The organism is Pseudochelatococcus lubricantis (assembly GCF_011762225.1).
Classification (GTDB): Bacteria; Pseudomonadota; Alphaproteobacteria; order Rhizobiales; family Beijerinckiaceae; genus Pseudochelatococcus; species Pseudochelatococcus lubricantis.
Genome location: NZ_JAASQI010000001.1, coordinates 870330 through 882683, shown reverse-complemented (window position 1 = coordinate 882683; position 12354 = coordinate 870330). Strand labels below are relative to the sequence as shown.

Genomic DNA, 12354 nt, shown 5'->3' with positions numbered 1-12354 from the left:
CGCCTCGGTGAAACGGCTTTTCCTCATGTCGTCTGCTCCTTTTCAGATTGGGCAGACTCTACATCACAGCGAGGGAACTTCCGGGGGGCAGGTCACCGCCCATACCCCACGCGTTCCTCCAGCTCCGCGACAGGCTGCCGGTCCTCTGGCACGGCGGGCGGCGCGAGGCCGTTCTCGTCGAGCGAGTCCTTGCTCATTTTTCACCTCCACCAAGCGCGATCCAGCTATGATCCTCATCGGCGGCCAGCGCCAGAAGTTCCGACCCAGCGGCCGGGGCTGGCTGTGGTGCCGCCCTTTCCCGTTTTCTGCGGGTGGTGACCTCGGCATAGGTTTCGCCGGTGGCCTCCAGCATGGCGTCCGACTGCGTGAAGGCCAACCATCGCCGGATAACCACATCGGCATAGACGGGATCAATCTCCACCGCGCGGGCGCGGCGTCCTGTCTTTTCCGCCGCCAGCACGGTAGTGCCCGAGCCGGCAAAACTGTCGAGAACGATGTCGCCGCGATGGGTGCAGTCGCGTATCGCGTCCACTACCAAGGCGACCGGCTTGACCGTGGGATGCATGGCCAGCTCATCGTCGCGCCCGGCCTTGAAGCTGTTCACGCCGGGGTAGCTCCAGACGTTCGAGCGCGAGCGCCCGTGCTGTCCGAGCTCGACGGTGTTGACGTGGGCCTCTAAACCCTTCTTGAAGACGAAGACCAATTCGTGCTGTGAACGGTAGAAGCTGCCTTGGCCGGCGTTGCTTTTCACCCAGACGCAGATGTTTTTCAGAGCATCATAGACGCGGCCTCCGGCCAGGCTCAATTCGCCGACATGGCGCCAATCCATGCAGATATAATGGAGTGAGCCGTCCATCGCATGCTCGGCGCACAGGCGCAGGGCCGCCTCAAGAAATGCGGTGAACTCGACAGCGGACATCTCGCCCGAGGCGAACGCGAACTCGCGGTGCCGGATTTTTCCGCGTCCCTGCACATGGCCGACAATGGGCACGTTATAAGGCGGATCGATGAACACCATGCGGGCCGCCTGACCCTCCATCAACCGGGTCAGGGCCGCCGGGTCGCGAGCATCGGCGCAGATCAGGCGATGCCTGCCCAGGATCCAGAGATCGCCCGGTGCGACCGCCGGCGGCCCCGGCTCAGGCAGGACGTCCTCGGCCTCCGGTTCCGGCGCGCCGAAATCGGTGAGGAGACCATCGATCTCGGCGGTTTCGAAGCCGGTGATGGTCAGGTCGAAATCCTCGGTTTCCAGCAGGCTGGCCAACTCGCCCAGCTCCAGCGCGAGCAATTCGCGGTCCCAACCGGCCTTCTCGGCGAGCTTGTTGTCGGCCAGCACGTAGGCGCGTCTTTCCGCCTCATTGAGGTGTGCCAGGCACAGGGTCGGCACGCGCTCCATCCCGAGCAGCCTTGCAGCAGCCAGCCGCCCGTGCCCGGCAATCACGCGCCCTTCAGCGTCGATGAGGATCGGATTGTTGAAGCCGAACCGCTCGATGCTGTCGGCAATCTGGCGGATCTGCGCCTTGGAGTGGGTGCGGGCGTTGCGCGGAGCCGGCCGCAAGGAGGCGATGGAGGTCAGGTCCAGCCGATCCGGGGAATGAGATATAAGTCGAGGTTTCAATTGTGTATTCCTTTACAGCGACATGGATTGTCGAGGCCTATGGCCGCCCGCGCCTTGTAGGCTCTATGCGGGCAAGCCAATGTGTCAGTTGATGGGCCGCGTTGGTCAGCTCGACGACAAGAACCGGACGTTTCATGAAACCTTCGACCTCCATGAAATGCATCAGCTCCTTGCCGCCCCGGCAGATGTTGGCCGGGCGTGGATCGCTATCGTCGTTGATGACGCGTGTTGAAATCCCCACGTCCGGAACCGCCTCGATCGCCAGAAACACCATGTCGTCGATGCGCTCGACGAGGCGGCCTTCCTGAACCAGCCGTTCCCGGTGTTCATCGGTGGCCCGCTTATCGAGAAAGCCGGATCTCCCGAAGAGAGGCAAGAGATCGCTCGAGGTGATCCTCTCGTGCTCCCGTTCCAGCGCTTTGCGATGGTGGCGCAGCACGGTCACCACTCTTCCCTGCGGATAGCCGCTGGCGAGCAGCTTTAGGCCGACCCAGAGAGCGAGCACCTCATAACTCGTGAACCACACCTCCTGGCCGGTCCCCGGAGCGGCTGCGCTGTAGAAGGCATAGGCCTGATCGAAGAGCGACTCCACGACGACGGCCCGCTTGCGATCGCTGTCGAGCAACCGCTTCATCCGGATCCGAATGTCTTGAACCTCACCGGCCGGATCATGGCCTTCCGACCGCAGGATCGCCTCTTCGAGCTGGTTGCGCTTGTACATTTGGCACCTCACGATGGGTCTCTAATACGCAGCAACAATAGAGATGTCAAGATGGGTTTCATATTCAATCACAAGATCGGGAAGAGATGCGCCTGACCGCGAGCTTCCACGATGGATCTGAAGCTCAAGAAACCAAGTCTGACGACCGATGCGCTGTCTGGCGGGCCGCCGCCATCTCGCCAATGACGATGAACAATTCATTAACATAATGCTGCGTTGCACATTCGTGGGAATGCGGCATCTGTGCTCTCAGGAAACGGCGACATAAGAAATATTGTGAAATATTCCTAACGGTATTGAGCAGTTCGGTGTGGTGCAAGCCCGCCGATACAAGGATGAAATGGCGGACTGCTTCCGGCTATTGGCGCGAAGCGCCATATATGGGGCGTCCGGTGATAGGTGTCGGCGGTGGCGTTCGGCGCCACGAATACCAGAGCTATGTCAATCTGTAGGAGATTGTGGATGACGGCGTTCTTATACTCGCTGTTGTTCACGAACGCCGCGTCCACGGCCTTTCTCTTTAGACATCAGCTAACCCGTCATCCGATTTTCAGGGCGACGTGGTTTCGCATAGTTCGCAGCGGTCTCTTCCCCGACCAACATTTCCTGGACGTCATTGATGCAAAGCTTTGGCAGCGATATGAGCGAAGAAGTCCAAAAGGCGGAAATTATCCGCCTCGTGAAGGAAATCGCTGACCGAGATGGCGGCATTCCGCCGGGGCAGCAAAAATTTACGAAAGAAACGGGCATTCTTCCTCACATATGGCGTGCCAAGCTATGGCGCACGTGGAGTAACGTTCTTATCGAAGCGGGCTTCGCTAGGAATAAGTGGACAATTGCGATATCCGATGCTGAGATATTTGCAGCAGTGGGATCGCTTGCGCATAAGCTGGAGAAGTTTCCGAATACGACTGACCTGCAGGTTGAACGGGCACAAAATCCTCAATTTCCGGATCAGAAAACGATCAGCCGCCGTAAATCAATGGCTGAGTTAGCGCAAGAAGTCCGTCTGTACGCGGAGAGACATAACGACGATGTGCTTGTTGCTATGTGTAAAGCTTATCTGAACGAAAATCCAGTAACGCGTCCAAAGCCACCGACCCCGGACATTTCGCAAATTGGGCATGTGTACATGATCCAGTACGGAAAGGACTATAAGATAGGCCGAACTTTGTCTCTAAGCAGGAGGTCGCGTGAGATACAGATCGAACTGCCTGAGACGACAGAGTTTATACATTCAATCCTGACCGATGATCCCGTTGGAGTCGAGAATTACTGGCATCGTCGGTTTAGCGAATATCGCAAGAACGGAGAATGGTTCCGGTTACCTCCCAAGGCTGTAACAGCCTTTAAACGATGGAAGAAAATCGCGTGAGTGATCCTTTGTCGCGGCTTTTTGCTCCCTATGCGATCCGCGCCCGAGATGAACCGACCGCGTGAAGCGCAAAGCCGGATCTCCCCATTCGAACAAATTCTCACTCTCAGCAGCATGGCCATGCGGCTTCACCAGTAATATTTTCGTTCTGGCGGCTCTCCCATCGGATCGTGCAGTTCGTCAATTTCCGGAAACAATGCGTTTCCTTCCAACTGCACGGCTGCGGCCTCCACAGTCGTCAGTGCCTCCAGATCAGCCAGGCGCCCTGTCGCCCACTGCATCATACGCCCGAGATCGCTCGCAAAGTCGGCTGTAGCTGTCTCGGGCAAAGAGGCGAGCCAACTTCGTATATCGGACGCTTCACGCTGAAGCTGCATCAATTCCCGCAAATAGGCGATACGTTTTTCCTCGCGCTCCTTACGTTTCTTGGCAAGAGCATGCCGCCGGGCGAGTTCGGCCCGCTGGCGCTCTTGCTCCTCGCGACGCTCTCGCTCCGACTTATTGTTGGAAAGGATAACCTTGAGGCCAGAGACGATGTTCTCGAACATCGATTCGACGCTTTGTGTCTTTCCATCCGTCCAGCTCTTGCGCAGCCCATGCGTCCAACTGTCGACCACAAAGGCGAGTTGCCCCGTATAGATGGTATCGTATTCTGGCCACGGCTGTTGATGGGGGAGCGATGAGTACAGGTCCCAGTCCCGCCGATCTGCGGCTCGCTGCCGTTTCGCCTGCTGACGATCATAGAGTTCCTGTTCCTTTTCTGTAGGAATGTGCTTTTCGCGACGCGTTTTCTCGGTCAACGTGAATGCAACCATGTCTTGGCCGACGACAATCTTCATGCGCGTTTCATCAGGCTGCAGCTGGAGTCCATCTGCCTCCAGGACGGTGGCCAGCGAATGGAGAAAAGCAACGGCGCGTTCAATACGATCACTGTGTACGATCACGCCGCAGAGCCCCGCGCCGGCTGCGGCAACACACCCGTATTCGTCTGCTTTCGCTTTGCGAAGCGCTTTGGCAGTCGCCACAATGGCGCGATGTGGTTTTTCGACCGGCTGAGAAAGCGCGGAAGGATCGGAGACCATCTCGGCGTGTCGTTCCGCGCGTTCCACCTTGGCTTGGCGGAGCATTTCCTGAGTGTTTTCGGAAAGGTGCGAGATGGTTGCTGTGATCTCGATTCGATCGAGTGCAGGATCGTCAATTTCGCGCAAAGGCGGCAGTTTGAATCGCTGACCAGCAGCGACGCGGGCCCAATAGCCGCGGGATGGATTTGGAACGCGATGGCGAGAGCAGATCTTGGCAAGACCGCGATCAGAAATACCAAGTTCGGCTGCAGCTTTCTGCACGGGCTTCGACCATACTAAATCATAGAGTTCTCGACGAGTAAGTATACGGACGTTATTTAACATCGCGGTGGTTCTCTCTACGCTCCGCTGTTACCATAGAGCAAATTTCGATCCGGTGTCGCAGTTTGCAGCAGTTCATTTCACCCTGCCTGCCGGAAAGTCCACGGTCAAGCGTTTTGTGAACGTAAGAGGAACATATGAGATCCTTATAGGGTGAAGGGCTGGTTCGTGATCGATCACGGAACGACTGATATTTTGCTATGATGAAGCGGATGGGAGGATGATTCCGAATGAGGGAGATAGAGTGGCCGCGCTTTGACATGATGGGCACTATTGAGAAAGCTCGAAAGCTGGCCAGCCGCCATGTCGATGGCCTAACGATCAATTTGCCCTTCGTCAGCTTTAACGTGAAGCCGGACGATACGGAAAAACGTGTCGCCAATGAGATCGTCATCCGGCTCGCCGATCGTCGCGTGCTGAACGCTTCCGAATGTTGTGACAACTGCATCGACCAAGCCCTGGCTTCGCTCCAAGGCATCAGGGAGACCCTCATCGACAAGCAGGTGGAGCTATATGGCGCGAAGGACGGCGGCCTGTACCTGCTTTTGGAAATGATGGCCGAAGCCCTGCGTCAGTTCCTGACCTTCGAGCAACGGCTTAACACACTCCACCGGGAGCCCGATGAAATCGACCATCCAGATGTCCGTCGCGCCCCCCAGGCGCGGGAAGCCTATTTCGCAGCACTCGAGGCTCTACGCGGCCACTTCAACCGCTGTCTGGTGGAAGTCGCCAAAATCGGGGGCGCCACGCTGCCAAAGAGCAACATGATGTCCCAGTACGAGACGCCCTGGCCTGTCGAAGCCTATGTACTGCCGAAGTTGCCAGCCTTGCGAGGGGAATACGATCAATCGCTGAAATGACCGAGACAAAGGGAGAGGCAGGGTGGAGACGGAATTCAAGGAGAAGACGTACGAGAAATACTTTTCCCATGAAGTGGCACGTTTAACGAACGTTACGTTCTCACCGGACCCCTGCGACGAAGCGCTGCTCGGGTTTGATGATGCCTTCTGGCTGCCGCTTCCGAGGATCATGCGGAGGGCGCCATTCGTGCGGCGTAGACGCTGGTCGCGGATGACTGGCGTCGAAATATGTGAGCTGGACCATATTGCCGACCAGTTCAGTTGCCGCATGCCGCCGTTCCGCTTCAATCTGTTTGTCCAGTACAAGAGGCCCGTCTTCCTGAAGACGAAGGGTGCCGGTGAGTGGGAGCATTGGAAGCGCTCCTACTATCGGTACAACACCACGCCCCATCAACAGGATGCCCTAGAAAGGATCGAGGCAAAGGGCAACGGCCGCGCGGCCACAGTCTATGCGAGCCCAGCCTTCTGGCAGTCGGCTGATCTCTGGGCCAACGTGGAAGCCGAGACGATTATCGATAACAGCAATATAGCGAGCGTAGGCCGCCTGAAGGGACACGGGCGTTACAGCTACGACTCGCCTGGGTTCCGGGGCAAAGGACATTCAGAAGTCACCGACATCGAGAGTCCGGCCTTCAATAACGTGATCACCCGTGGCCTTGAAGGAGAGCCTCTTCCATTCAACGTCCATATAAAGCAAGCAGCCAAAATCATTCTCGAAGCGATCCGTAGCAGCGACAGCGGAGCGCCGTTGTTCGAGCAAGCCCGCGCCGCGTTGGGCATAAACACGCTGGAGGACGGCACACTAGCGGGCGCCTTCGCCACGATCGAGGTGTTCTCCGATGTGTTCGGGGCGTCCTACATGGCGGTGGGCTAAGGGACTGTAAGCCGATTAAGCTAGCGCATACCTCGCACGCCACATATCGGCCGAATGGAGGCCGGCGGCGACACCTCGTCAAGACCTAACAGATTCAGGACATGGAGTAACGATTGGGCTCGTTTCCGACTGGAGGTTTTTTTGAATTTTCAATAGCGTTCTGCAATCTCCGATCCTTTAGACGAATTTTACGATAATCTCAAAATTGGACTTCAGTCAGGACATTTTTTGCTTCCAGCCCTATAAGGAATCCAAAAATTCCTGTTGTCGGAGAATCTTTTCCCTGCAAGCCGCTGCGCATTCCCTGTTCCGAGAAAATTATTCCCTGTTCCAGTGCATAGGGAATTCGCTTAAAATATGTCTTAATTCCAATGGGATAGTCGAGCAAAAAGTCCCGAACGGCGCCCGCAAGCAGCCGGGTTCCCTGTATTTTCCCTGATGATCAGGGAGCTCCCGCAGAGACCGGTTCGCTGCCGACTGCGTCCACCGCCAACCCGCTTCCCAATTATTTATTCCATCTGCCGTTCCGGAGCGCCAGAGGTGCTCCGCTGATGATTTCCCTGTCGCTTGCGACGGTATGCGTTACGAATCGTCATGGCTTCGGAGTAAAAAATGAAATAGCTGCGGCCGTGACCTGCGGGCTTTCCTTTCAAGATTGCGCGGCGCCCCTCCGGCGGAATGGAGTGAAGCACGATGGTATTCCCGGCGTTGACTGCGTTCTACGGTGCGCTGCTCGGCATCGTCTTCGTGGCGTTGTCCTTGTGGGTAACGGTCGGGCGCGCGAAATACAGGGTTCATCACGGCGACGGCGGGCAAACGCTGCTCCGGCGGCAGATCAGGATTCATGCGAATTTCGCCGAGTACGTTCCTCTGGCCCTGCTCCTCATCGGCCTGAATGAAGCTGGTGGCGCCGATGGCGGGGTCGTCCGCACCCTGCTGGTCGCGCTTCTTGCCGCCCGCGTGGCGCATCCCTTCGGCATGCTTGCTCCTGAAGGATCGCTCCGGCAATATGGCCTGCGGGCCCCGGCGATGCTCGTCACCTGGACTGTGATCCTGATCACGGCAATAATGTTGCTCGCGCGATAATAGATGCCGCACTCCCGATTGTGAATCTACAGCGGTCCCGCACCGGTCTATTCTGTCCTCGCCCGAACCGGATCGGAGGAGAAACCATGTCCCGGCTCACCGCAAAAGACTTTCCCCAGGAACTGCTCGATCTCTACGACTATTACGCACACGGCAAGATTTCCAAGCGCGAGTTTCTCGACCGCGCCGCCAGATTCGCAGTGGGTGGCGTCACCGCAAGCGCCCTGCTGGCATCGCTGAGCCCGGACTACGCGCTCGCGCAGCAGGTGGCCCCCACGGACACCGATATTGTTGCCGACTATATCACCTATCCGTCGCCGAAAGGCCATGGCGAGGTGCGCGGCTATTTCGTCCGCCCGGCGTCCGCGTCGGAGCGGCTGCCCGGCGTGGTCGTGGTTCACGAGAACCGCGGACTCAACCCCTATATCGAGGACGTGGCGCGCCGCGTCGCGAAGGCCGGCTTCATCGCGCTCGCGCCTGACGGCCTGACCTCCGTCGGCGGCTATCCCGGCAACGACGACAAGGGCCGCGAGTTGCAGGCGCAGGTCAACCCCGAAAAACTGATGAACGACTTCTTCGCCGCGGTCGAGTTCCTCGCGGGTCATGAGGCGACGACGGGCAAGATTGGTATCGTCGGCTTCTGCTACGGCGGGGGCGTCGCCAACGCCACCGCGGTCGCCTATCCGGAACTGGCCGCCGCCGTGCCTTTCTACGGGCGCCAGCCCCGGCCGGAGGACGTAACGCGCATCCAGGCGCCGCTGCTTCTCCATTATGCGGAACTCGACACCGGCATCAACGCGGGCTGGCCGGCCTATGAAGCGGCGCTGAAGGAACACGGCAAGACTTACGAAGCCTACATCTATCCGGGCGTCAATCACGGTTTCCACAACGACACGACGCCGCGCTACGACGAGGCGGCGGCCAGGCTCGCGTGGGACCGCACGATCGCATGGTTCCGCCGCTATCTGGCGTAATACCTCCGAACCGCTCGCTGACCCGACGCCGCCGGCCTGTTCCGCATGCCGGCAGCGGACGGTCATGCTCGCCTGTCCATGCGCGAGAACGCGGTTGCCCCCGCCGGAACACCATAAATGCCGCCTGGTAACACTGAAGTCATCCGCCAGTTATAGCATTTCGACATTTCATTGAAACGCCGAAATGCTATAAGTTTTTGATATTACGCGCTTTCTTCACGCAAACCGGTATCCGCTTTGCTTGAAAACGCTTTAATGGACAGGGGCGCAATCGTCCGGACGGCCATCAGCAACGTAACCTTGGACGGCGCGGCTTCGGACCCGACGCAAACGACAGTTCGGGGCGCGCTTATCACCTTCAAGGCGGTGGCGATGGCGACGAAAAAGGCACGGAGGGCCAGGACAAGTGCCTCCGCACTATCTCCCATAGAAATTGAGTAAACTTGCCCAAATAATCATCATGCCGGCTACTTAAAATCTTTGAAATATTTTTATTTCGCGAGAAACTTTAGCAATTCTGGCGCGACCAAAGATTGTAGGGCAAGATTGCCTTGCTCATCATAGGAGGCGTCAATGCGAATCTATACTAAAGTATCATTTATTGCAGCAATGTTTGTTACATCTGTTACTACCCTTGTGCATGCGCAGCAGGTGGCGACAGATGCGAAAGCGGGCGTGTATGCCCCCGCAAACTACACTGTTCTCGCTCAAACTTCTGATCAAAAGGCCGCTCCGAGGGCCAATCAAAGAGTCGATCCAAAAGCCGATCAGAGGCAGGTGCCGGGCAAGGGGCAGGTCGTGGGGCCGGTACGGCCGGTGCAGCCGGATGCTCCGTTCGATCCCTCCCTCGAATATCTATGCAGGCAGAAGGGAAAGGCATGGGTATGGAGAAACGGACAATGCGTCCCGAACAGAGCGGTCATCGGAACGGAACATAACGTTCTGACCCCGCAGCAGCCACTTCAGCAACGATAAACCGATCGCTCTTCCCATCACTATCGAACGCCCGCGCATGCGAAAGAAAGCACGTGCGGGCTTCTCATGTCTGCGGCATGGCGATGCGACGATGGTTCGCCGGATCGACAGGCTCGGGCGAAACGATCGGGCGCGCTTACTGCCTTCATGCCGGCGAAGGCGCGGCGAGCAGTCCGTCTGCGCCCTGCCCGAATGCCTGCTCCGTACGCTCCAAGTTCTATATTTTACCGCAGTTTGCATTCAAGTCGATGGATCGACTTGAATGCAAACTGCTCCAATAGGCGAGAACGACGGTCTGCTGACAATTCGCCTGGACAGGATCGATCGTGCGCGGGAGAAAGGCGGACATCCTGCGCGCCCGGGCGAATGGTCTTGTCCACGAAGCTGCCGTCGCCAAGCGGGATGCGCAGGCGCAAACCGGCCGTCGCGGCTTTTACGCCATCGGGATACGCTTGATGCAATTGGTGGAGGATGGGCGTTTCATCGGATGGGCAAAAGCGTTTTCAAGCAAAGCGGATACCGGTTTGCGTGAAGAAAGCGCGTAATATCAAAAACTTATAGCATCTCGGCGTTTCAACGAAATGTCGAAATGCTATAGGCGAAATAGCATGTTGTCCACCGCTATTGACCAGTACGGCGAGACGCAAGCCCTTGATATCAACTAAAATATTGAAAGTCTATCGCTTTGGGGGAATGGTGGTGCCCAGAGCCGGAATCGAACCAGCGACACTGCGATTTTCAGTCGCATGCTCTACCAACTGAGCTATCTGGGCCCGCGTGGAAGTTCGGAAATGTCCGCCCCCGCGATCTGGTTCTTATAGAGGCATCGTGTTTCGATGTCCAGCGCGGCGGCAAGGGGTTGTGCGATTTTGTCCACAGGCAAGAGAGGGGGATTTTCGCCCGCGCCCCTCGGCCTCGCCACGCCTGCTCAGATATCGGGCGTATCGTCGGCATGGTTGCCGTCGATTTCTTCCGCCTCATCGGATGCGGGGATGACGTAGCTGCCCGAGAGCCACCGGTGCAGGTCGATGTCGGCGCATCGCTTCGAGCAAAACGGACGCCAGCGCGCCTGCGCTTCCTTGCCGCAAATTGGGCAGGCCCCGCCGGCAGGTGGCGTTGCGGCATTGTCGTTGTTGTCGTCGGCATCCGCCATGGCAGCACTCCCTCTATAACGTCGCGCGACCCGGCCGTCAGAGATTGAGCCAGTGCCCGTGAACGGGGAAGCCTTCTCCCGTCAGCAGCGACACCGTTTCGTAAAGCGGCAGCCCGACCACAGCGGAATAGGAGCCGACCAGCTTGACGACAAAGGAACCCGCCAGCCCCTGGATGGCATAGCCGCCCGCCTTGCCGCGCCACTCGCCGCTGGCGAGATAGCCGTCCATCTCGTCGCGCGCGAGGTTCTTGAAACGCAGGCGCGTCTCGACCACGCGGTCGCGCAGGCGTCCGTGCGGCGACACGACGGCGAGTGCCGTGTAGACGCGGTGCGCCCGGCCGGACAGCAGGCGCAGGCACTGCTCGGCCTCCTCCGCGATCTCCGCCTTCGGCAGGATGCGCCGGCCCACGGCCACTACCGTATCCGCCGCAATGATATAGGCATTGCCGACCGCCTCGCCCTTGCCCTCCGACGCCTTGAGCAGCGTGCGCGCCGTCTCCGCCTTGTCGATCGCCACACGCCGGGCGTAGTCGCGCGGTTTCTCGCCGCGCCGCGGGGTCTCGTCGATTTCCGCCGGCAGCAGGATATCGGGCGTCAGCCCGATCTGCTCAAGAAGCGCCAGCCGCCGGGGAGAGGCCGACGCCAGGACGAGCTGCGGCCTCCACGACGGACGCGCGGCGTTCTCCGCCGGCCCGCCGTCCTGTGCCTGCGACGAAACGATTTCGCTCAAGAACCTCTCCCGAAAACCTGATTCATGCCTCACCGCCGTGGGGGATATGAACATCGAGACATCGACATGACGCCATTAGCATGGAACAATCGGCCGCGAAAAGGATTGCTTCGCGCGATGGTTGCCGCGTCCATGTCGCGATGCGGACATGATCGACGGTTAACCACGACCTAAGGTATAACTCCTCCCACGACAGGACATTCCATGCTGAGCAAACGTTTCAAGCCTCCCGTCACGCAGCCGCAGCTCGTGAAGGCGACCCAGACGGCGCAGGCTGCCGCGACGACCATCGCCTTCCGGTTGCCGCAGTTTCTCTACGATACGCTGGACCCCACCCATCCGATGAGCGCCGAGACGCAGCGCGCCTTTTCGGAAAAGGCCGCGGCCGCCATGGAAGGCAGCCTCATCGCCGCGCAGGCGTGGCAGCGCCTGTGGATTGACATGGCCTTCGGCCGCGTGGGGCCGGGCGATCTGCCGCACAAGCTGATGAAGATCGCAGACGAAAGCGCCAATCCCGCGCGCCGCCGCGTCCGCGCCAACGCCAAGCGCCTCACGGCCAAGCACCTGCAAGGGAAGTAGGCACCA

13 protein-coding genes and 1 tRNA gene are annotated in these 12354 nt (G+C 58.8%); 8 read left to right on the top strand and 6 right to left on the bottom strand.

All coding sequences use genetic code 11. The annotated features are described in order from the left end of the window. Positions 1-193: 193 nt before the first annotated feature. Both FHS82_RS03820 and FHS82_RS03815 read right to left on the bottom strand, forming a co-directional pair. Positions 194-1618: a site-specific DNA-methyltransferase gene (locus FHS82_RS03820; protein WP_208394053.1), complete on the bottom strand. Its 1425-nt coding sequence runs from the start codon at positions 1616-1618 to the stop codon at positions 194-196. A 37-nt stretch (positions 1619-1655) separates the two neighbouring features. Further along, positions 1656-2339 carry a hypothetical protein gene (locus FHS82_RS03815; RefSeq protein WP_166948829.1) on the bottom strand — a complete coding sequence of 228 codons (684 nt, stop codon included), beginning with the start codon at positions 2337-2339 and terminating at the stop codon, positions 1656-1658. Positions 2340-2958: 619 nt separating this feature from the next. Here FHS82_RS03815 and FHS82_RS03810 point away from each other — a divergent pair. Then, a complete protein-coding gene (locus FHS82_RS03810; protein WP_166948827.1) occupies positions 2959-3714 on the top strand; it encodes a GIY-YIG nuclease family protein in 756 nt (251 codons plus the stop codon). A gap of 128 nt (positions 3715-3842) precedes the next feature. On the opposite strand, the gene FHS82_RS03805 is transcribed toward FHS82_RS03810, so the two are convergent. After that, positions 3843-5057, bottom strand: coding sequence for a hypothetical protein (locus FHS82_RS03805; RefSeq protein WP_166948826.1), 1215 nt, complete (start codon positions 5055-5057; stop codon positions 3843-3845). Between the two features lie 290 nt (positions 5058-5347). Between FHS82_RS03805 and FHS82_RS03800 the strand changes: the two genes are divergently transcribed. The 6 genes from FHS82_RS03800 (at position 5348) to FHS82_RS03775 (ending at position 10431) form a co-directional block, all read left to right on the top strand. Beyond that, complete coding sequence (locus FHS82_RS03800; protein WP_166948824.1) at positions 5348-5977, top strand: DUF6650 family protein; 630 nt, start codon at positions 5348-5350, stop codon at positions 5975-5977. Positions 5978-5999: 22 nt separating this feature from the next. Then, positions 6000-6851 (top strand): hypothetical protein, encoded by an 852-nt coding sequence (locus FHS82_RS03795; RefSeq protein WP_166948822.1) that lies wholly within the window; start codon positions 6000-6002, stop codon positions 6849-6851. Positions 6852-7544: 693 nt separating this feature from the next. Further along, on the top strand, positions 7545-7937 hold the full coding sequence (locus FHS82_RS03790; RefSeq protein ID WP_166948819.1) for an MAPEG family protein: 393 nt from the start codon (positions 7545-7547) through the stop codon (positions 7935-7937). Positions 7938-8023: 86 nt separating this feature from the next. Continuing rightward, on the top strand, positions 8024-8911 hold the full coding sequence (yghX, locus tag FHS82_RS03785) for a YghX family hydrolase (RefSeq protein ID WP_166948817.1): 888 nt from the start codon (positions 8024-8026) through the stop codon (positions 8909-8911). A gap of 573 nt (positions 8912-9484) precedes the next feature. Then, a complete protein-coding gene (locus FHS82_RS03780; protein ID WP_166948816.1) occupies positions 9485-9886 on the top strand; it encodes a hypothetical protein in 402 nt (133 codons plus the stop codon). A 326-nt stretch (positions 9887-10212) separates the two neighbouring features. Next, positions 10213-10431: a hypothetical protein gene (locus FHS82_RS03775; protein ID WP_166948814.1), complete on the top strand. Its 219-nt coding sequence runs from the start codon at positions 10213-10215 to the stop codon at positions 10429-10431. A gap of 152 nt (positions 10432-10583) precedes the next feature. On the opposite strand, the gene FHS82_RS03770 is transcribed toward FHS82_RS03775, so the two are convergent. The 3 genes from FHS82_RS03770 to FHS82_RS03760 form a co-directional block, all read right to left on the bottom strand. Next, positions 10584-10659 (bottom strand) — tRNA-Phe (locus tag FHS82_RS03770). 155 nt (positions 10660-10814) lie between these two features. Next, a complete protein-coding gene (yacG, locus tag FHS82_RS03765) occupies positions 10815-11039 on the bottom strand; it encodes a DNA gyrase inhibitor YacG (RefSeq protein ID WP_166948812.1) in 225 nt (74 codons plus the stop codon). Between the two features lie 37 nt (positions 11040-11076). Beyond that, positions 11077-11769, bottom strand: coding sequence for a Maf-like protein (locus FHS82_RS03760; RefSeq protein WP_281351064.1), 693 nt, complete (start codon positions 11767-11769; stop codon positions 11077-11079). Positions 11770-11973: 204 nt separating this feature from the next. Between FHS82_RS03760 and FHS82_RS03755 the strand changes: the two genes are divergently transcribed. After that, complete coding sequence (locus tag FHS82_RS03755) at positions 11974-12348, top strand: hypothetical protein (protein WP_166948808.1); 375 nt, start codon at positions 11974-11976, stop codon at positions 12346-12348. Positions 12349-12354 lie beyond the last annotated feature (6 nt).